The organism is Candidatus Pseudoscillospira sp. SGI.172 (assembly GCF_050313575.1).
In the GTDB taxonomy this organism is placed as follows: Bacteria; Bacillota; Clostridia; order Oscillospirales; family Oscillospiraceae; genus Vermiculatibacterium.
On sequence record NZ_JBNPLQ010000001.1, the window covers coordinates 202,693 to 222,505 of the forward strand.

The window sequence follows — 19,813 nt, forward strand, 5'->3', positions numbered from 1 at the left end:
TTCTACATGGTCAAGGACGTCTACTACGGCAAGACCCTGCGTAAGAGCTTCGCCCGGCACCAGGTACCTCTGGAGATGCCCAATCTCCTTGAGATCCAGAAGAACTCCTACCAGTGGTTCCTGGACACGGGACTGCGGGAGGTATTCAAGGACGTGGCCTCCATCACCGACTACGCCGGAAATCTGGAGCTGTCCTTCATCGACTACACGATGGATGAGCCCCCCAAGTACGACGTGGACGAGTGCAAGGCCCGGGACGCCACCTACGCCGCCCCCATCAAGGTCCGGGTGCGCCTGCGCAACAAGGAGACCGAGGAGATCAAGGAGCAGGAGATCTTCATGGGCGACTTCCCCCTGATGACCAAGGGGGCCACCTTCGTCATCAACGGCGCCGAGCGGGTCATTGTCTCCCAGATCGTCCGTTCCCCCGGCATCTATTACTCCAAGAACGCCGACAAGGCCGACAACCTCTCCTACGCGACCACGGTCATCCCCTACCGCGGCGCCTGGCTGGAGTACGAGACCGACCTGTCCGACGTGTTCTGGGTCCGGATCGACAAGAACCGCAAGATCCCCATCACCTGCCTGATCCGCGCGGTGGGACCCCGCACCGACGGGGAGATCCTCGAGCTCTTCGGAGAGGATACCCGTATCCTCTCCACCCTGGAGAAGGACACCTGCAAGACCTATGAAGAGGCCATGCTGGAGATCTACCGCAAACTCCGTCCCGGCGAGCCCCCCACGGTGGACTCCGCCGAGAGCCTGATGAATGCCCTCTTCTTCGACGCCCGGCGCTATGACCTGTCCGCCGTGGGCCGCTACAAGTTCAACAAGAAGCTGGCCATCGCCGCCCGCCTGTCCGGGCAGACGCTGGCTCAGCCAGTGGTGGATCCCGCCACCGGAGAGATCCTGGCCGAGGCCGGGGAGACCCTCACCCGGGAGAGAGCCTGGGAGCTCCAGGACAAGGGCGTCAACGACGCCGTCCTGGATGTGGAGGGAACGATGGTCAAGGTCTTTGCCAACCATATGGTGGACATGGAGCACTTCGTCTCCTTTGATCCCGAAGAGTGCGGCATCACCGAGCGGGTGCGCTGGAGCGTGCTTCGGGACCTGCTGGAGCAGGCCGCCGGCGACGAGGAGACCCTGAAGGAACTGGTCAGCGAGCATGTGGATGACCTGGTGCCCAAGCACATCATCGTCGACGACATCATGGCCTCCATCAACTATCTCAACTGTCTGGCCAACGGCGTGGGCACCGCCGACGACATCGACCATCTGGGCAACCGCCGCCTGCGCTGCGTGGGCGAGCTGCTCCAGAATCAGTTCCGCATCGGCTTCAGCCGGATGGAACGGGTGATCCGGGAGCGGATGACCATCCAGGACCTGGATATCGTCACCCCTCAGTCCCTCATCAACATCCGGCCCGTCACCGCCGCCATCAAGGAGTTCTTTGGCTCATCCCCTCTGAGCCAGTTCATGGACCAGACCAACCCTCTGGCCGAGCTGACCCACAAGCGCCGTGTCTCCGCCCTGGGCCCCGGCGGCTTGTCCCGGGACCGCGCCTCCTTCGACGTGCGTGATATCCACTACTCCCACTACGGCCGTCTGTGCCCCATTGAGACCCCGGAAGGACCCAACATCGGCCTGATCTCCTACCTGGCCTCCTATGCCAAAGTCAACCGCTACGGCTTTATCGAGACGCCCTACCGCAAGGTGGACAAGGCCACCGGCAGGATCACCGATGAGATCCACTATATGACTGCCGACGTGGAGGATCAGTTCACCGTCGCCCAGGCCACCGAGCCTGTGGATGAGAACGGCTGCCTGATCAATTCCCGTATCACCTGCCGTCACCGCAACGAGACCATCGATGTGGACCGCAGCCAGGTGGACTATGTGGATGTCTCTCCCCAGATGATGGTCTCCATCGCCACCGCCATGATCCCCTTCCTGGAAAACGACGATGCCAACCGCGCCCTGATGGGAGCCAACATGCAGCGGCAGGCCGTGCCACTGCTGACGACCGAGGCCCCCATCGTGGCCACCGGTCAGGAGTATAAGAACTGCATCGACTCCGAGGTGGTCATTCTGGCTGAAGCCGACGGCGAGATCACCCGGGTCTCCGCCGACTATGTCTCCGTCCGCTACGACAACGGCGAGGTCAAGGACTATAAGCTCATCAAGTTCCAGCGCTCCAACCACACCACCTGCATCAACCAGCGACCCATCGTCAACGTGGGCCAGCGGGTGAAGAAGGGCGAGGTCATCGTGGACGGCCCGTCCACCTCCAACGGCGAAGTGGCCCTGGGCAAGAATATCCTTATGGGCTTCATGACCTGGGAAGGCTACAACTACGAGGACGCCATCCTCCTCAACGAGCGCATGGTCAAGGAGGATGTGTTCACCTCCATCCACATCGAGGAGTACGAGACCGAGGCCCGTGACACCAAGCTGGGCCCCGAGGAGATCACCCGCGATATCCCCAACGTGGGCGAGGATGCCCTGAAGGACCTGGACGAACGCGGCATTATCCGCGTGGGCGCCGAGGTATCTGCCGGCGACATCCTGGTGGGCAAGGTCACCCCCAAGGGCGAGACCGACCTCACCGCCGAGGAGCGGCTGCTCCGGGCCATCTTCGGTGAGAAGGCCCGGGAGGTCCGGGACACCTCTCTCAAGGTCCCCCACGGCGAGCGCGGCATCATCGTCAACGTGGACGTGTTCACCCGGGAGGCCGGCGATGAGCTCTCTCCCGGCGTCAATATGGTGGTGCGGGTCTACATCGCCCAGAAGCGGAAGATCTCCGTGGGCGACAAGATGGCCGGCCGCCACGGCAACAAGGGCGTTGTCTCCCGCATCATGCCCCAGGAGGATATGCCCTTCCTGCCTGACGGCACCCCCCTGGACATCGTGCTGAACCCCCTGGGCGTGCCCTCCCGTATGAATATCGGTCAGGTTCTGGAGGTCCATCTGGGCTACGCCGCCAAGGCCCTGGGCTGGAAGGTGGCCACCCCCATCTTCAACGGCGCCAACGAAAAGGACATCACCGAGTGCCTGAGGCTGGCCGGTCTGGCTCCCGACGGCAAGAGCGATATGTATGACGGACGTACCGGCGAGAAGTTCGACAACCGCGTCACCACCGGCTACGTCTACTTCCTCAAGCTCCACCATCTGGTGGACGATAAGATCCACGCCCGCTCCACCGGCCCCTACTCTCTGGTCACCCAGCAGCCTCTGGGCGGCAAGGCACAGTTCGGCGGCCAGCGCTTCGGCGAGATGGAAATGTGGGCCCTGGAGGCCTACGGTGCGGCTTATACCCTGCGGGAGATGCTCACCGTCAAATCCGATGATGTCACCGGCCGTGTCAAGACCTATGAGGCCATTGTCAAGGGCCATAACGTCCCCGCCCCCGGTGTGCCCGAGGCCTTCAAGGTGCTGGTCAAGGAGCTGCAGTCCCTCTGTCTGGACATCCAGGTGCTGGACAAGAACGGCGACGTCATCGAGCTCAAGGAAGATGATGAGGACACCTATCCCCCCGACCGCGTCCGGGAGGACGACGATTTCTACCAGTATCGGGACGAGAACGAGTTCGCCTCCGCCGGTTACACCCTCAAGGAGAACAGCGACGAGGATGACCTGGCCGCGGACGCCGGCGACGAGGACGCCGATCTGGCAGATACCGATGACGAGTCCGAGGACGACGAATAAGAAAGGGAGGACGAGACTATGAGTTACGCTGAGTTTGACGCCATCCGCATCGGCATTGCCTCCCCGGAACAGATCCTGGAGTGGTCCTACGGCGAAGTGAAGAAGCCGGAAACCATCAATTACCGCACCCTGAAGCCGGAGCGGGACGGACTGTTCTGCGAGCGCATCTTTGGGCCGACCAAGGACTGGGAGTGCCACTGCGGCAAATATAAGAAGATCCGTTACAAGGGCAAGGTCTGCGACCGCTGCGGCGTGGAGGTCACCCGGGCCAAGGTCCGCCGGGAGCGCATGGGCCACATCGCCCTGGCCGCCCCTGTGAGCCATATCTGGTATTTCAAGGGCATCCCCTCCAGGATGGGCCTGCTGCTGGACATCAGCCCCCGCATCCTGGAGAAAGTGCTCTACTTTGCCTCCTATATCGTCACCGATCCCGGCTATACCCCGCTGGCCAAGAATCAGATCCTCTCCGAGAAGGAGTATCGGGATATGCGGGAGAAGTACGAGGACGACTTTGAAGCCGGCATGGGTGCCGAGGCCGTGAAGAAACTGCTCCAGCAGATCGATCTGGAAGAGCTGTCCGTCTCTCTGCGCAACGAGCTCAAGGACGCCAGCGGCCAGAAGAAGGCCCGCGTGGTCAAGCGCCTGGAAGTGGTGGATGCCTTTCGGCTCTCCGGCAACAAGCCGGAGTGGATGGTCATCGACGTGCTGCCGGTCATTCCCCCCGAGCTGCGGCCCATGGTCCAGCTGGACGGCGGCCGGTTTGCCACCTCCGACCTCAACGACCTCTACCGCCGGGTCATCAACCGCAACAACCGTCTCAAGCGGCTGATCCAGCTCAACGCCCCCGACATTATCGTCCGCAACGAGAAGCGGATGCTCCAGGAGGCGGTGGACGCCCTCATCGACAACGGCCGCCGCGGCCGGGCGGTGACCGGCGCCAACAACCGGGCCCTCAAGTCTCTGTCCGACATGCTCAAGGGCAAGCAGGGCCGCTTCCGCCAGAACCTGCTGGGCAAGCGCGTGGACTATTCCGGCCGTTCCGTCATCGTAGTCGGCCCCGAGATGAAGATCTACCAGTGCGGCCTGCCCAAGGAGATGGCCATCGAGCTCTTCCGGCCCTTCGTCATGAAGAAGCTGGTGGAGGACGGCACCGCCAACAACATCAAGTCCGCCAAAAAGATGGTGGATAAGGGCAACCCCAAGGTGTGGGACGCCCTGGAGTTTGTCATCAAGGACCACCCGGTCATGCTCAACCGGGCCCCGACGCTCCACCGCCTGGGCATCCAGGCCTTCGAGCCGGTGCTGGTGGAGGGACGCGCCATCAAGCTCCATCCCCTGGTGTGTACCGCCTTCAACGCCGACTTCGACGGCGACCAGATGGCCGTCCACGTCCCCCTGTCCGCCGAGGCCCAGACCGAGGCCCGTATCCTGATGCTCTCCGCCAACAACCTCCTGCGGCCTCAGGACGGCGGCCCCGTTACCGTCCCCACCCAGGACATGGTGTTGGGTTCCTACTACCTCACCTATGAGAAGTACGCCGATCACACCGAGGGCGAGACCTATGACGACTGCGACGCTGTCCGGGAGGCCCTGGCCGCCGGGGACATCGACGAGGACTGCTATATCTGGGTGAAGAACCCGGGCAGCCTGGACGACATCCCCACCTATGCCGGCGTGGCTGCCCAGACCCCCGCGGGCGAGCTGCCCCGTGAGATCCTCCATGCCTTCTCCGACGACGGAGAGGCCCGTCTGGCCTATGACGAGGGAGAGTTGGATCTCCACGTGCCCATCATGGTCCGCCGCACGGCGGTGGTGGACGGCGTGGAGCGGCACAAGCTGGTGCGCACCACCGTGGGCCGCCTGATCTTCAACGAGGGGATCCCCCAGGATCTGGGCTTTGTGGACCGCAGCGATCCTGAGAAGGTCTTTGAGCCCGAGATCAATTTCATCACCGGCAAAAAGCAGCTGGGCAAGATCATCGACAAGTGCATCGCCAAGCACGGCTTCACCGTCTCGGCCGGGGTGCTGGACACCATCAAGGCCAAGGGCTACCACTATTCCACGGTGGGCTCCCTCACCGTCTCCATCTACGATATGACAGTGCCCCCCAGCAAGCCGGAGAAGATCGCCGCCACCGAGCAGGAGATCGTGAAGATCGAGCGCCAGTACAAGCGCGGCTTTATCACCAACGACGAGCGCTACCGCCTGGTGGTCCAGGCCTGGGAAAAGACCACCAAGGAAGTGGCCGACGCGCTGATGGAGAACCTGGACCGCTACAACCCCATCTGGATGATGGCGGATTCCGGCGCCCGCGGTTCTATTGCACAGATCCGTCAGCTGGCCGGTATGCGCGGCCTGATGGCCGATACGGCGGGCCGTACCATTGAGATCCCCGTCAAGGCCAACTTCCGTGAGGGCCTGTCCGTTTTGGAATACTTCATCTCGGCCAGAGGCGCCCGAAAGGGCTTGGCCGATACCGCCCTCCGGACCGCCGACTCCGGTTACCTGACCCGCCGTCTGGTGGACGTGGCCCAGGAGGTCATCATCCGCGAGCACGACTGCGGCACCCACGACGGTATCCTGGTCTCCGAGATCAGCGAGAACGGCCAGGTCATTGAGACCTTCGGCGAGCGGCTCAAGGGCCGCTATCCCGTGGAGGACGTGGTGGATCCCGCCACCGGCGAGCTGCTGGTGAGCCACGACACCATGATGACTCCCGCCACTGCCGACCTGCTGGAGGCCCACGGCATCCACGAGGTGATGATCCGCTCCGTGCTGACCTGCGAGGCCCGCAGCGGCGTGTGTACCAAGTGCTACGGCGTGAACCTGGCCATCGGTGAGCCGGTGGGCGAGGGCGAGACCGTTGGTATCATCGCGGCTCAGTCCATCGGTGAGCCTGGCACCCAGCTGACCATGCGTACCTTCCACACCGGCGGTGTCGCCGGCGGCGATATCACCCAGGGTCTTCCCCGTGTCGAGGAACTCTTCGAGTCCCGCCGGCCCAAGAAGATGGCCCAGCTGGCTGAGATCAGCGGCAAGGTCACGGTGGAGGAGGCCAAGAAGGGCGGCAGCCTTTACAACGTCACCATTGTGGCCGACGACGGCGAGACCGTCACTTACGCGCTGCCCCACAGCGCCGGCATCCGGGTCCAGAGCGGCGACACGGTGGAGAAGGGCCTGGCCCTCACCGACGGCGCGCTCTATCCCCAGGACGTCCTGCGGGTGCGTGGCATCCACGCCGTTTACAACTACCTCATTCAGGAAGTTCAGAAGCCTTACCGCCAGCAGGGCGTTGACATCAACGACAAGCACATTGAGGTCATTGCCCGTCAGATGATGCGCAAGGTCCGCGTGGAGGAAGCCGGCGATTCCGACCTGCTCTCCGGTTCCACCGTTGAGCTGGTGGAGTTCCTGGATGCTCGGGACGCGGTCCGCAAGCGCGTTGCGGCTGGCGAGAAGCGGGAGGACGGCAGCGAGTTGATCGAGCCCGTGGCCACCCGTCTGCTGCTGGGCATCACCAAGGCATCTCTTGCCACCGATTCCTTCCTGTCCGCCGCCTCCTTCCAGGAGACCACCAAGGTCCTCACCGAGGCCGCCATCAAGGGCAAGGTGGACCACCTGCTGGGCCTGAAGGAGAACGTTATCATCGGTAAGCTCATCCCCGCCGGTTCCGGCCTGACCCAGTACCGCAAGTACGACAAGGTGCAGCCTCCCGAGGAGCCCGTGGAGGAGCAGCCCGCCGTCCTGCCTGAGGATCTCCCGGAGCCCGTGGAGGCCGAGGGCCTGCTGGACGACTACAACGAGCCCGAAGAATAAGCGTTTTTAAAATGGCGCCCCCCTGCCGAACCGCAAGCTGCGGCCAGGCAGGGGGGCGCTGTTTTTTGACGAGGATGGATTCGGCAGGTGGGGATGGTCCGCCTTGACAGTCCTGCGGCTGCCGGGGTATGATGGAACAAAAGGAGGGATCGGGATGTCCCGGAAAAAGCTGACCCTGCTGCTGATACTGACCCTGATGCTCTCGGGCTGCGGAGGCGGAACGGCAGAGGGGTCCCCTGCGCCTGACCCGAGTCCGGAGCCTGTGCCCACTGCAGCCCCCACCCCGGAGCCAACTCCTACACCCTATGACGGGCCGATCAACCCGCTGACCGGGCTGCCGCTGCTGTCCGGCACCCCGGAGGATCGTCCCATTGCCATTATGCTGAACAATTTGAAGGGGGCCCTGCCCCAGCTCGGCGTTTCCCGGGCCGACATCATCTATGAGTTGCTGGCCGAGGGCGGGATCACCCGGATGCTGGGGATCTATCAGAGTGTGGAGGGCGTGGGGAACATCGGCTCTGTGCGCTCTTCCCGGCCCTATTATCTGGAGCTCGCACTGGGACATGATGCGGTCTATCTCCACGCCGGAGGGAGCCCGGATGCCTATGCCAAGATCCGGGCGTGGAACGTCACGGCCCTCGACTGCGTCAACGGACCCTACGAGGGGACCCTGTTCTGGCGGGACGCCTGGCGGAGAAGAAATCTGGGCTATGAGCACAGCGTCATCACTTCCGGGGAGACCATCACCACGCTCTTCCCCGGTTACGCCTTCCGAAAGCGGCATGCCTCCGGCTACACCTATGAAATGTCCTTTTCCCAGGACGGGACACCGAAGGGCGGACGGACGGCCGCTGAGGTCAAGGTTCCCTTTTCTCAGTATAAGACCGGAGTCTTTACTTATGAGCCGGAGACCGGAACCTATCTGGTTTCTGAGTATGGAAAGCCCTATGTGGACGGAAATACCGGCGAACAGGTGGCGGTCACCAATCTTCTCATCCTTCGAACCCGCTGTTCCAATATTCCCGGGGACGCTTACGGCCGCATCACCGTGGATCTTGAGGGGGGCGAGGGGTGGTTTGCCTGCGGCGGCCGATCCGTGCCCATCCGCTGGGAGAAAGAAGCGCCCGACGGCCAGCTGCGCTATCAAACGGAGGATGGTCGGCCCCTTCTCTTGGGACAGGGGCGTAGCTATGTCTGTATCGTGCCCACCGGCAGCGCGGTGGAATTTTCGTGAAAGAGGGAGAAGCGGTATGCCGATCCGTATTATTCAGGGGGACATCACTCAGTTCCCCTGCGACGCCATCGTCAATGCGGCCAACACCACCCTGCTGGGTGGGGGTGGGGTGGACGGGGCCATTCACCGCGCCGCGGGGCCGGGACTGCTGAAGGAGTGCCGCGGCCTGGGGGGCTGCCCCACCGGGGAGGCAAGGATCACAAAGGCCTACCGCCTTCCGGCCCGATATGTGATCCACACCCCGGGACCGGTGTGGCGGGGTGGGAGGCACGGCGAGGCGGAGCTGCTGGCAAACTGCTACCGGAACAGCCTCCTGCTGGCGGAAGCACACGGCTGTAAAACGGTGGCCTTCCCCTCCATCAGTACAGGGGTCTATCATTTTCCCATCCGCCGGGCCGCGGCCATTGCCCTGAAAACGCTCCGGGAGAGACTTCCGGAGTGCCGTCAGGTGGAGGAAGTCACCATGGTATGCTTTTCCGAGCCGGACTGGGCTGTCTATCAGGCGGCGCTGACGGAACTGTGACGCTCAGGGGGAAGGCGGTTTTTTCAGCCGGGCGGAGAGAATGGCGTCCTTTCCGTATTTCCCACGGATCCCATCCACGGCGCGCTCCAGCCGCTCCACTTTCTCCCGCCGCGGCGCGGATTGGGGCGACAGCAGGTCCAGCTGCTCCACAGCCTCCCCGGCGGGAAGCAGATTCTGGGCCGTCACGGTGAGCGCCCGCACAGGGGATCTGGGATTCCAGGACTGGCGCAGCAGCTCCAGGGCGGTTCCGGTGATCTCCCGGGCCAGATAGGTGGGGATCTCCAGCCCCTTTTGGCGGGAGATGTCATGAAAGGCCGGGTCCCTCACCGTGATCTGAACGGTGCCGCACTTCATGTCGAGCCGCCGCAGACGGGCGGCCACCTCGTCGGAGAGGAGGGCCACGCCCGCCCCCAGCTCTTCCCAGCCCAGCAGGTTTTTTGGGAAGGTGAGACCGTTTCCCACAGATTTGGGCGGGGGGAGCTCGCCGGCGGGGATTACGGGAGCACATTCGGTCCCGACGGCATAGTCATGGAGCACGGCCCCCTGCTTGCCCAGAATGGTGATGAGGGCTGCGCGGTCGAAACGGGCCAGATCCCCGATGGTGCGGATCCCGTATCCGCTGAGCGTCCGGGCGGCGGCGGCCCCCACAAAAATAAGTGCGTCCACCGGGAGGGGCCACAGCAGCGCCTGAAAATTTTCCCGGGTGATGACGGTGGTGGCGTCCGGCTTTTTGTAATCGCTTCCCATCTTGGCGAAGATCTTGTTGAAGGACACTCCCACCGAAATGGTCAGCCCCAACGCTTCCCGGACCTCCCGCCGCAGACGATCGGCCAGCCCCTTTCCGTCGGTGCGGAAGAGATGGAGGCTCCCCGTCACATCCAGCCAGCTCTCATCGATGGAAAAGGGCTCCACCAGGTCGGTATAGCGCTCATAGACATCGTTGACCAGGCGGGAATAGCGGTGGTATTTCTCGTGATGGGCGGGGAGAAGGACCAGGCCCGGGCACTTTTTCCGGGCCTGCCAGATGGTCTCGGCGGTTTTGACGCCAAAGGCCTTGGCCCCTTCGTTTTTGGCCAGGATGATGCCGTGGCGGCTTTCGGGGTCGCCGCAAACCGCCACGGGGGCATCCTTTAGTTCCGGGTGGTCCAGCAGCTCCACCGAAGCGTAAAAACTGTTCAGATCGCAATGTAAAATGACCCGTTCCATGCCGGTCCCACCCCCTTCTTACAAAAGAATAGCACGTTTGTTCCACAAAAGCAAGACGGAAATAGTGAGAAAAAATAGCAATAAAAAATTGGAAATTTTCTCATATCTTCTCGACATGGGAATGAGGGAGGTCTATAATGAGCACAATTTCAAAGGGAAAAACCGATGACGAAGTGGAGTACCCGGACAGATGTTTTCTTTCAGAGAGCCGCGGGCGGTGGGATCGCGGCAGGAAACGGTGCAGGGAATGGGCTTCCGAGGGCGAGGGCGAAAGGGTGACCGAGTAGTCAGACGGGGACTCCGCCCGTTATCAGGGGAGCGCACATTCGATGGATGTGTGGAGACGAGTGGGCGTCGCGGGACGTCAATTTGGGTGGTACCGCAGAGGCAAGTCCTTTGTCCCAAAACAGAAATTGTTTGGGATACAGGGGCTTTTTTTGCACCCCTTTTCTCAAACCCATCTCAACGAGAAAGGGAGCATTTGATATGAAAACCATTCCGCATCGCCTGTACCTGAGCGAGGATCAGATCCCCACACACTATTTCAATCTCCGTTCCGCCATGCCGGAGCAGCCGGATCCCATGCTCAACCCGGGTATCCTCCAGCCGGTGAAGGAGGAGGAACTCTATCCTATTTTCTGTGAGGCGCTGGCCCATCAGGAGATGGATGGAAGCACCGAGTTTGTGGAGATCCCGGAGGAGATCCGGGAGGTCTACAAGATGTACCGGCCCTCTCCTCTGGTCCGGGCCTATCATTTGGAGAGGGCGCTGGGCACACCCGCCAAGCTCTACTACAAATTTGAGGGCAACAACACCTCCGGCTCCCACAAGCTCAACTCCGCCGTGGCCCAGGCCTATTATGCCAGGACCCAGGGGATCGCCCGGCTCACCATGGAGACCGGCGCCGGCCAGTGGGGCACGGCCCTGAGCGAGGTATGTTCCTATTTCGGCCCCGGCCTGGATGTGTTCATGGTCAAGTGCTCCTATGAGCAAAAGCCCTTCCGCAAAGACGTGATGCGGGTCTTTGGCGGCCGGGTGACCCCGTCTCCCTCCATGACCACCGAGGTGGGAAAGAAGATCCTGGCGATGGATCCCGAGACCACCGGCAGCCTGGGCTGCGCCATTTCCGAGGCGGTGGAGTCGGCTGTGTCCCATCCAAACAGCCGGTATGTGTTGGGCTCGGTGCTCAATCAGGTGCTGCTCCATCAGTCTATCATCGGTTTGGAGAGCGAAACCACCATGGAGCAGCTGGGGGAGTACCCTGACATTGTGGTGGGCTGCGCGGGCGGCGGCTCCAATCTGGGCGGCCTGATCGCGCCCTTCATGCGGGATAAGCTCACGGGAAAGCATACAGGGGCCCGGTTTGTGGCCGTAGAGCCTGCCTCCTGTCCCTCGCTGACCAGAGGGCGTTACGCCTATGATTTCTGCGACACGGGAAAAGTCACCCCCATGGCGCGGATGTATACTTTGGGCGCCGGGTTCATCCCCTCCGCCAATCACGCCGGGGCCTTCGCTGCCACGGCATGAGCCCCATTCTCTCCAAGCTCTATCACGAGGGTTATATGGAGGCAGTGAGTGATAAGCAGACCGAGGTATTTGAGGCGGCGGTGCAGTTTGCCAAGCTGGAGACCATTCTGCCCGCCCCGGAGTCGGCCCACGCCATCAAGGGCGCGATGGACGAGGCCCTCAAGTGCAGGGAGACAGGTGAGGCCAAGACCATCCTCTTCGGTCTGACCGAGACCGGATACTTTGACATGACGGCCTATGCGGCCTATCTGGATGGCAGAATGACCGATCATGTGCCCACCGACGAGGAGCTGCAAAAGGGGTTTGACTCGCTGCCGGACATTCCTCAGAATCGATAAATGCCGCCGGAAAGGCAAAAAAGCGGAGTTTGTCCCTGGGGGATGGGCTCCGTTTTTCTGTCAAAAAGCCATGTGTATTTTTTGTGCCGGACCGGATAAACTACTTCGGAAAAGGAGGTGGGAAGGATGGACATGACAAACCAAGAATACGGCAAGTATGTCAATTCCAAATCCAAGCCCTCGCCCTGCTGGAAAAACGACGTCTGGGCGTTCCTGGTGGGGGGACTGATCTGCACACTGGGACAGGGGCTCATGAACCTTTACGGGGGATGGGGTCTGGAAAAGGAGGACGCCGCCACGGCGGTTTCGGTGAGCCTGATCTTTCTGGCGGCCCTTCTGACCGGACTGGGTTATTTCGACAACATTGCCAAACACGCCGGCGCCGGGACGCTGGTGCCGATCACGGGTTTTGCCAATGCCATGGTATCTCCGGCGCTGGAATTCAAAAGCGAGACGCTGATTATGGGCACCGCCTCCAAAATGTTTGTGGTGGCGGGGCCGGTCATCGTGTTCGGTACTGTGGCCAGCGTACTCTATGGAATTGTCCTGGTGCTTTTCGGCCTGACCTGAAGGCGATAAGGCGGACAGGAGCGGCAGCCGGGGATTTCCCGGCTGCCGCTCTGCTGTCCGGGGATGCTTGACTTGAGAAGAAAAACTGGGTAAAATGGAGAAAAAACCAGGTGGTGAGGAAGATGGCACGTCCGGTGAAATGCAGGCGGGTATGCGCGATGCCCGAGTTTCGGGAATTCATTCCCGCCGGCAGGATGCTCGGGGATGAGTATATCGAGCTGCGCGTGGACGAGTATGAGGCCATCCGACTGATCGATTATCTGGGGCTGTCTCAGGAGGAGGCGGCAGCGGGAATGGAAGTTTCTCGGGCGACCATCCAAAATATGTATGAGGCGGCCCGGAAAAAGCTGGCCGCCGCCCTGGTGGAGGGGAAGCGCCTGCGGGTAGAGGGCGGGGTGTACCAGATCTGCCCCAAGGGGAGACAGTGCCCGGGAAAGAAATGCTGCCGCCGGGGGGAGGGGATCTGAGTGCCCCGGTTTCAAACAAACGGTCAAAAGCCGACGGCGGGAAGTGCATGCACTTCCCGCCGTCGGCTTTTTGGGAGATCAGTGGTTTCCGGAACAGCCTGCCTTATCCTCGTGGCAGGCATGGTCGCTGCAGGTGTGTCCGCCCTCGTGGTGGTGGGCGCAGACAGTATCCGGATCAAAAATCAGGGAATCGCTCAACAGCGCTGTCACCGCGGCGTCGGCATCTCCGGATACGCCGGGATACAGGCGGATACCGGCCTCGGCCAAAGCCGTCCGTGCGCCTCCGCCGATCCCGCCGCAGATCAGGGTGTCCACGCCGTGCCCGACCAGAAAACCGGCCAGGGCCCCGTGGCCGCTGCCCATGGTGTCCACGACCTGCGCCGACTGGACCGCCCCGTTTTCAATCTTATACAGTTTAAACTGTCCGCAATGGCCAAAGTGCTGGAACACCTGGCTATTTTCATAAGTTACCGCAATTTTCATGGAAAGCGCCTCCTTTTTATGAATCTATTCTAATCTTATTATTGGCATATGTCAATAATAAGATAAAAAGAATCGGCATCCTCTCTCCAAAAGAGGGAGAGGATGCCGCGGCTTGAAAGGGAAAATCAGCGATAGGCTGCCTGCAAGATCGCCACGGTCTCCTCCTCCGTCAGGGAAACAGGATCGTTGAAGAAGAGGAGGGGGGCGGTCTGCCGAGCTTCCGCAGCCAGTGAGGGGAGTTCCTCCAAGGTCACACCGTAGTCGCTGAGCTTGATTGCTCCCATCCCGCACTGATCCATCAGCCGTCCCAGCGCCTTGGGGAAATGGCCGCGATCCAGGGCGGTGTCCAGCTTTGCAAAGGCGTCGTCACAGGCATGGCGGTCGGCGAAGTGCTGGTAGTAGGGCAGGGCCAGAGCCAGCAGACCGGCTCCGTGAGGAAGGGAAGGGTGGTGTCCGCTCAACGCATGCTCCAGAGCGTGGGCAGAGCAGGAGCGCATGGCACAGCCCGCCAGGACGGCTCCGAGAGAGACCTGAGCCCGGGCCTCCGGATCGGCTCCGTCCGCCACCGCATGGGGCAGGCCCTGAGCCAGAAGCGCCACGGCCTTCAGGGCGTACATCTCGGCCATGGGGTTGCCGCCCCGGTTGATGACGGTCTCGATGGCGTGGAACAGGGCGTCGAAGCCCTGGAAAGCAGTCTGCCGGGGCGGGAGAGAGACGGTGAGGGAGGGATCCACTACGGCCAGGACGGGAGCCCCGTCCTGCCGCCCCAGCCCAGCTTTGATCCCGGTGGCTTCATCGGTGACCACAGCCCAAGGGCTGACCTCGGAGCCGGAGCCGGCGGTGGTGGGAATGGCGACGACCGGGAGGCCCGGCCCAGGGAAGCTCTTTCCGCCGACGTAGTCGCTCCAGACACCGCCGTTGACTGCGAGGAGTCCCGCGGCTTTGGCGGTGTCGATGCAGCTTCCGCCGCCCAGCGCCACCAGAAAGTCACAGCCTTCGGCCTTGAGCTGCTCTGCGGCGGCGGAGGCCTGGGCGGCGGTAGGGTTGGGGGAGACGGCATCAAAAATCGAGACGGTCACCCCTGCTTTTTCCAGTTGGGCCAGAGTTTCCGGCAGGGCATCGCCCCGTCGGGACTGTCCCTTGGTGGTTACCAGCAGGGCGCGCTTGCCGGGGAGCGTCTGACGGCCCAGCCGCCGGAGCTGGCCTTCGCCGAAGAGCAGCTTTGTGGGGAAGTAGTGGGTAAAGCCGATCATGTTATCCCTCCTTGGGCGTGAGCTTGATATAGAGGGTCTTTCCCGCATCGTTCTTTGGGATGGCATCCACCACTGTTACAGAGAAGGCGGTGTGGGAGAGCCGGGTCACCCCGGAGAGATAGTCCACGGCGGCCTGAGGGAGGGCGGGGTCCCTGCCGTCGGTGAAGATGGTCATGAGGTCGTCCCGACCGGTACAGGCAAACTCTGCCTCCGGGAAGCGGGCGGCCAGCAGCCGTTCGGATTCGTCCAGTCCCACCCGGTTGCCAAAGATCTTGATGAAGCGCTTTTTCCGGCCCACGATGTAATAATAGCCGTCGTCATCCCGGCGGGCCATGTCGCCGGTGCGGAGCACACCGTGCCATTCGTCGGCCTTGGCCAGGTCGGCGGCGCAGGTGGCGTATCCCAGAGTGACGTTGGCTCCCCGGTAGATGAGTTCGCCCACGGCGCCCTCGGGTACCTCTTGGCCGTCGTCGTCCTCCAGAGTGAAGGAGCCGCCGGGGATGGCAATGCCCATGCTGCCCCGTTTTTCCACAGAGCGGGCGTAAGGCAGGTACCCCATACGGGCAGTGGCTTCACACTGCCCATACATGACGTAGAACCGGCGTCGGCTCTCGGCACACCAGCGGGCAAATGTCTCGTGGAGCTCCTCGGGGAGCTTGCCTCCCGCCTGGGTGAGATAGCGCAGGGTGGGCAAATCCATGGTGGGCAGGCGCAGGCGGTGGAACATTTTGTAGGTATAGGGGACCCCTGCCAGGGAGGTGGCCCCTTCTTTCAGGAAGAAGCGCCAGAAGTCGCCCTCCAGCACACCGCGGGTGGTGAGCAGGATCGTTGCGCCCACAAGGGCGTGGCTCTGGATCACCGACAGACCATAGGTATAGTTCATGGGAAGGGTGGTGATGGGGCGCTCAGTCTCGTTCAGCTCCAGGTACTCCACAATGGAGCGGGCATTGGCTTCAATGTTGGCCCGACTCTGCCGCACCAGCTTGGGGCTTCCCGTGGAGCCGGAGGTGGTGAGGAGGATGGCCAGGTCGGGGTGGAGCGCAGGAGAGACTGCGCCGATCCGGCGCTCCAGAGTGCAGCCGTATTCCGCCAGCAGGGGTTCGGTGGAGCCGAGGGCGGCGGAGGTCTCCGCCGGGAGGGCGTCAGGGCGGAAGACCCAGGCGGGGGAGTAGGTCTCCACGAGCTGGGAGAGAAGGGCGGGGTCAATGTCTGCGGCCAGCAGCAGCGGCACTGCGCCGCAGCGCAGGCAGGAGAGATAGGCCATCAGAACGCCGGGAATGTTTTCACACAGGAGGAAGCCCAGGGAGCGCTCGCCCACACCGGCGGCAAAGCGGTCCGCAAAGGTGTCCAGGTCTCCGTAGGTGAGGGTGAGACCGCTGTCGGAGATACACAGAGTCCGCCCGGCCCAGCCGGATTCGGCGGTAAACAGTGCCATTTCAGTCACTCCTTTTTCTCATGGCGCACAGCAGTCGGCGTGTTTGCCTGTTTTGAAGGTTCAGGATAGAGAGGGTCAGCAGCGGATGACCCGGGAGAGGGAGGCAATCAGGTCTTTTCCGTCCCATTCCACGTCGAACTCCATGGCCTGCCCCACGGGGACCGCCCGGTCGATCCCGGGCAGACCCAGAGCCGCCACAGTCCGGGCCGCTTCATCCGGGGCGATCCCGGCGCAGGTCAGAGTCTGGGTTCGTCGGGTGACAAAGGCGGAAAGCTCCCCCAAAGACGTGATCTCATATTCCAGGAAGGAGCCGAAAGCCAGGTGAAGGGCATCGGGGTCGGCGGGGGGGGCGGTGAGGGACACCCGATAGAGCAGGTTCCCCTCCCGGCGGACAGGACCCAGAGCTGGTTCGGTCATGGCCAGTTCGCAGAGGGCCTCATATTTCCGGGCCGCTTTGTAGGGGGTCAGCTCGTAGGTATCCTCTGCCTTCCGGCAGAGCGCGGCCCAGAAGCGATCACGGGCGGAAGCGCCGTCCGGGCAGTCCTGCTCCCACAGCACCAACCGGGGGCTGGAGCAGGCGTTTTGATCCATGAGGTAGGTGTCGTTGTAGAACCGGTGGGCCAGCAGCTCCAACTCGGATGCGGAGAGGGCGGCCACATGGGCCTCGCTCATGAGGCACAGGGACCAGCGGTCGGGAAAGACCAGTTCCACCCCGCCGGGACGGGCGGGAAACCGGCGCATGGCCTCCACGGTGGCGTCGCCGCCCCAGACCAGCCGGCCGTCGCACTCCAAGAGAAGGGCGGCGGTGCGGTCCTCCTCCTCCCGGGGGTAGGAAATGAGTCCGGTGCGGGCCTTCAGCGCGGCGTGTTTGGGGCGGGAGAGCACCTCGTCCAGCACGGCGCAGAACATCCGCCCCCGCTCCTCCAGCCGGGAGGACATCCGCAGCAGGTTGGCGCATCCGGCGAGCATCCCCACCGCCAGAGAGTAGGCGAAGAGCAGGGGGACGTTGGCGGGGGGAATGTGGAAGAGCAGGCCCCGGCCCAGGCGGATCGGACCCTCATACTGTTTTTTCAGGGCCTCCAGCCGGGAACGGCGGCACCAAAAGGCGAAGGAGACGGCCTCTGCGTCGGTTCCCAGGGGGGAAGCGCGCAGTGCGGTGGAGAGATCAGAAAGAAAATCCAGCACCCGGGGGTCAAAGACCGGCCAGGGGGCGGCCTCCGGGTGGGCGGAACCGGCCAGAACCCGCAGCGTATCAGCCTCCATAAGTATCACTGCACCCCCTTACCTCAGCTTTTGGAATGCGGCCGGTGATGGAGAAATATTTCCCCTTCCAGCCGCAGGGACAGTCATCCTCCCCCAGGAGAACTCCCATGTCTTCAGTGAGCAGGGAGTGGCCCGGGTAGGAGCGGGGCAGGAGCGAGAGAACCTGAATGACGCCGGGTTCTCCCACGGTGCAGAGCCCGTGGTCGGCGGGGCGGCGAAAGAGAACGTCGGAATAGGCACTGGCGTGGAGGTGGCCCTGGGGGCACTCCAGGTAAATGCAGCCGGTCTGTTCCGCCATGCCGTAGTAGTCGGCCACCTGGCGAATGCCCGCCACCTCCCGGAGGGTCTGGTTGAACTCCTCCGGTGAGACCGCTTCATTGACGAGTTTTTTCCAGCCGCCGCCGTGAATGAGAACGCTGTCCCCAAAGTCCAGGGTGATCCCCTTTTCCCGGAGAGCCTGACAGAAGTGCTTCCAGATCATGAAGGTGAAACCGAAGAGCAGGATCTTCCGGCCCCGGTACTGCTCCAGAAAGGCCTCCACAGCCTCCAGATCCAGTTCCATGTCGTCGTTGAGGGCGTAGCGCATGGGGGATCCGAAGATGGAGAAGCCCAGGATGCCCGCACCCCGGGCGGAGAACATGGCCCGGTCCCGAAGCACCTTTTTGGAGTCGATGACCAGCATGGGGAGCCGGTCATTGCCCACCAGCGCGGAGGTGATGCGGAAGAGGGTCTTCTGCTGGTTGGCAGAGGTTCCGGCGTCCAGAAAGATCCGGGAGACCCGCTGGCCGGTGGTGCCGGAGGAAGTGATGGTCTTAAAGACTTGGCCGTCCGGTACACTTTTGAGCTCCAGATCCTTAAAGACCGAGACCGGCAGGAAGGGGACGTCCTCAGGAGCCAGAGGGCCGTCAGGCACGCCCAGCCGATCCAGCAGGGCAGCGTAGGGCGGGCAGTGCTCCCGGTGATAGCGGGTCAATTCGGTGAGACCGTCGGAAAAGACGGTCCGCTTCTCCGCCCGGGAGAGGGAAAAGGGCTCTTTGGTGAGCAGGGTGTCATAGTCCATAGGTATCTTTCACCTCCTGAGTGAGTGCATAGGGTTCGCCGTGCCCGGGGCAGATGCGCAGCCCCGGCGGCAGGGCAGACAGCCAGGGCCTGGCCACGCGCTCGTAGATCTCGGTGTTCCCGCCGGGCAGGCGGGTGATGACTGCCTCGCCGGGGATGAGGTAGTCGCCGGTAAAAAGGGTGTCCCTGTCCAGAAGGATACAAGTACTGCCCGGCGTGTGGCCGGGCAGGGGGGTGAGCCGGAGGGTGTGCCCCCGCCAAGTCATGGTGTGTTCTTCCGCAAAGGTCTGATCCGCCGGGGAGCAGACCAGCGGAGGGTAGTGTGCGCCCGGTTTGCCCTTGAAGGTCAGGTAGACCTCCATCATGGCGGACATGTTGAGGTACTTGTTCTGCATCCCGGCATCGCAGGGAGCGGAGCAGAGAACGATGGCTTCGGGATATTTGTGCCGCAGGGGCTCCAGGCCCAGCATGTGATCGCAGTGCTCATGGGTGAGTAGGATCCATTCCGGGACAAGACCCCGCTCCTCCAAAAGAGAAGCGGGGCCTTCGGGATGACAGGGATCAATGACCACCGCCCTGTCCCCTTCGGCGCAGACGTAGCAGTTGCCCTCGGCAAGGGGATCGGTCCAGCGCAGGATGTCCATCATGGAAATTACAGCGTCACGCCGTATTTGGCAAGGATCTCCTTGCCCTTCTCATAGGAGGAGAAGTCCAGCACATCCAGGGTGCTCAGGCTGATTTTAAAAGTCTCTTCCATTTCACTCATGAACTCCATATGTCCTACGGAATCCCAGGCCGGGATGCCGCGGTAGGTCAGGGTGGGGAGATCTTCGGGCTTGACACGAAAGCTGCTCAGAAAAAGTTTGTCATATTTCTCTAAATTGCTCATGGGGGGGGCCTCCTTCAATAATCCTTTTCATTTCCAAAGGGAGAA

Annotated in this window: 14 protein-coding genes and 1 pseudogene; 7 read left to right on the forward strand and 8 right to left on the reverse strand. The window is 62.5% G+C overall.

The features are described 5' to 3' along the window. The first annotated feature begins 6 nt into the window (after nt 1-6). The 4 genes from rpoB (at nt 7) to ACQRD3_RS01175 (ending at nt 9,278) form a co-directional block, all read left to right on the forward strand. Nucleotides 7-3,705, forward strand: coding sequence for a DNA-directed RNA polymerase subunit beta (gene rpoB / locus ACQRD3_RS01160; protein WP_427779291.1), 3,699 nt, complete (start codon nt 7-9; stop codon nt 3,703-3,705). A gap of 18 nt (nt 3,706-3,723) precedes the next feature. Beyond that, nucleotides 3,724-7,521: a DNA-directed RNA polymerase subunit beta' gene (gene rpoC, locus ACQRD3_RS01165; RefSeq protein ID WP_080906094.1), complete on the forward strand. Its 3,798-nt coding sequence runs from the start codon at nt 3,724-3,726 to the stop codon at nt 7,519-7,521. A gap of 154 nt (nt 7,522-7,675) precedes the next feature. Next, nucleotides 7,676-8,755 (forward strand): DUF3048 domain-containing protein, encoded by a 1,080-nt coding sequence (locus ACQRD3_RS01170; RefSeq protein WP_427779293.1) that lies wholly within the window; start codon nt 7,676-7,678, stop codon nt 8,753-8,755. Between the two features lie 16 nt (nt 8,756-8,771). Then, a complete protein-coding gene (locus tag ACQRD3_RS01175; protein ID WP_427779295.1) occupies nt 8,772-9,278 on the forward strand; it encodes an O-acetyl-ADP-ribose deacetylase in 507 nt (168 codons plus the stop codon). A 3-nt stretch (nt 9,279-9,281) separates the two neighbouring features. Here ACQRD3_RS01175 and ACQRD3_RS01180 read toward each other — a convergent pair whose 3' ends face one another. Further along, a complete protein-coding gene (locus tag ACQRD3_RS01180) occupies nt 9,282-10,484 on the reverse strand; it encodes a DNA polymerase Y family protein (RefSeq protein ID WP_427779297.1) in 1,203 nt (400 codons plus the stop codon). A 486-nt stretch (nt 10,485-10,970) separates the two neighbouring features. Here ACQRD3_RS01180 and ACQRD3_RS01185 point away from each other — a divergent pair. The 3 genes and pseudogenes from ACQRD3_RS01185 (at nt 10,971) to ACQRD3_RS01195 (ending at nt 13,386) form a co-directional block, all read left to right on the forward strand. Next, nucleotides 10,971-12,349, forward strand: a pseudogene (locus ACQRD3_RS01185) (TrpB-like pyridoxal phosphate-dependent enzyme). Nucleotides 12,350-12,475: 126 nt separating this feature from the next. Next, nucleotides 12,476-12,919 carry a stage V sporulation protein AC gene (gene spoVAC, locus ACQRD3_RS01190; protein ID WP_080906090.1) on the forward strand — a complete coding sequence of 148 codons (444 nt, stop codon included), beginning with the start codon at nt 12,476-12,478 and terminating at the stop codon, nt 12,917-12,919. A 122-nt stretch (nt 12,920-13,041) separates the two neighbouring features. Beyond that, nucleotides 13,042-13,386: a DUF134 domain-containing protein gene (locus ACQRD3_RS01195; protein WP_080906089.1), complete on the forward strand. Its 345-nt coding sequence runs from the start codon at nt 13,042-13,044 to the stop codon at nt 13,384-13,386. A 78-nt stretch (nt 13,387-13,464) separates the two neighbouring features. Here ACQRD3_RS01195 and ACQRD3_RS01200 read toward each other — a convergent pair whose 3' ends face one another. From ACQRD3_RS01200 to ACQRD3_RS01230, 7 genes are all read right to left on the reverse strand, one after another. Beyond that, a complete protein-coding gene (locus ACQRD3_RS01200; protein ID WP_080906088.1) occupies nt 13,465-13,869 on the reverse strand; it encodes a NifB/NifX family molybdenum-iron cluster-binding protein in 405 nt (134 codons plus the stop codon). A gap of 125 nt (nt 13,870-13,994) precedes the next feature. After that, complete coding sequence (locus tag ACQRD3_RS01205; protein ID WP_427779300.1) at nt 13,995-15,122, reverse strand: iron-containing alcohol dehydrogenase; 1,128 nt, start codon at nt 15,120-15,122, stop codon at nt 13,995-13,997. A 1-nt stretch (nt 15,123) separates the two neighbouring features. Further along, entirely contained in the window at nt 15,124-16,557 is a 1,434-nt protein-coding gene (locus ACQRD3_RS01210; protein ID WP_080906086.1) for an AMP-binding protein, read from the reverse strand. 75 nt (nt 16,558-16,632) lie between these two features. Continuing rightward, nucleotides 16,633-17,820, reverse strand: coding sequence for an acyl-CoA reductase (locus ACQRD3_RS01215; RefSeq protein ID WP_427779302.1), 1,188 nt, complete (start codon nt 17,818-17,820; stop codon nt 16,633-16,635). After that, complete coding sequence (locus ACQRD3_RS01220; protein WP_427779304.1) at nt 17,810-18,880, reverse strand: acyl-protein synthetase; 1,071 nt, start codon at nt 18,878-18,880, stop codon at nt 17,810-17,812. The genes ACQRD3_RS01215 and ACQRD3_RS01220 overlap by 11 nt, the downstream gene beginning before the upstream one ends. Continuing rightward, nucleotides 18,870-19,526 carry an MBL fold metallo-hydrolase gene (locus ACQRD3_RS01225; RefSeq protein ID WP_080906083.1) on the reverse strand — a complete coding sequence of 219 codons (657 nt, stop codon included), beginning with the start codon at nt 19,524-19,526 and terminating at the stop codon, nt 18,870-18,872. The genes ACQRD3_RS01220 and ACQRD3_RS01225 overlap by 11 nt, the downstream gene beginning before the upstream one ends. Nucleotides 19,527-19,531: 5 nt before the next feature. Further along, entirely contained in the window at nt 19,532-19,768 is a 237-nt protein-coding gene (locus ACQRD3_RS01230) for an acyl carrier protein (protein WP_080906082.1), read from the reverse strand. Nucleotides 19,769-19,813: the final 45 nt, after the last annotated feature.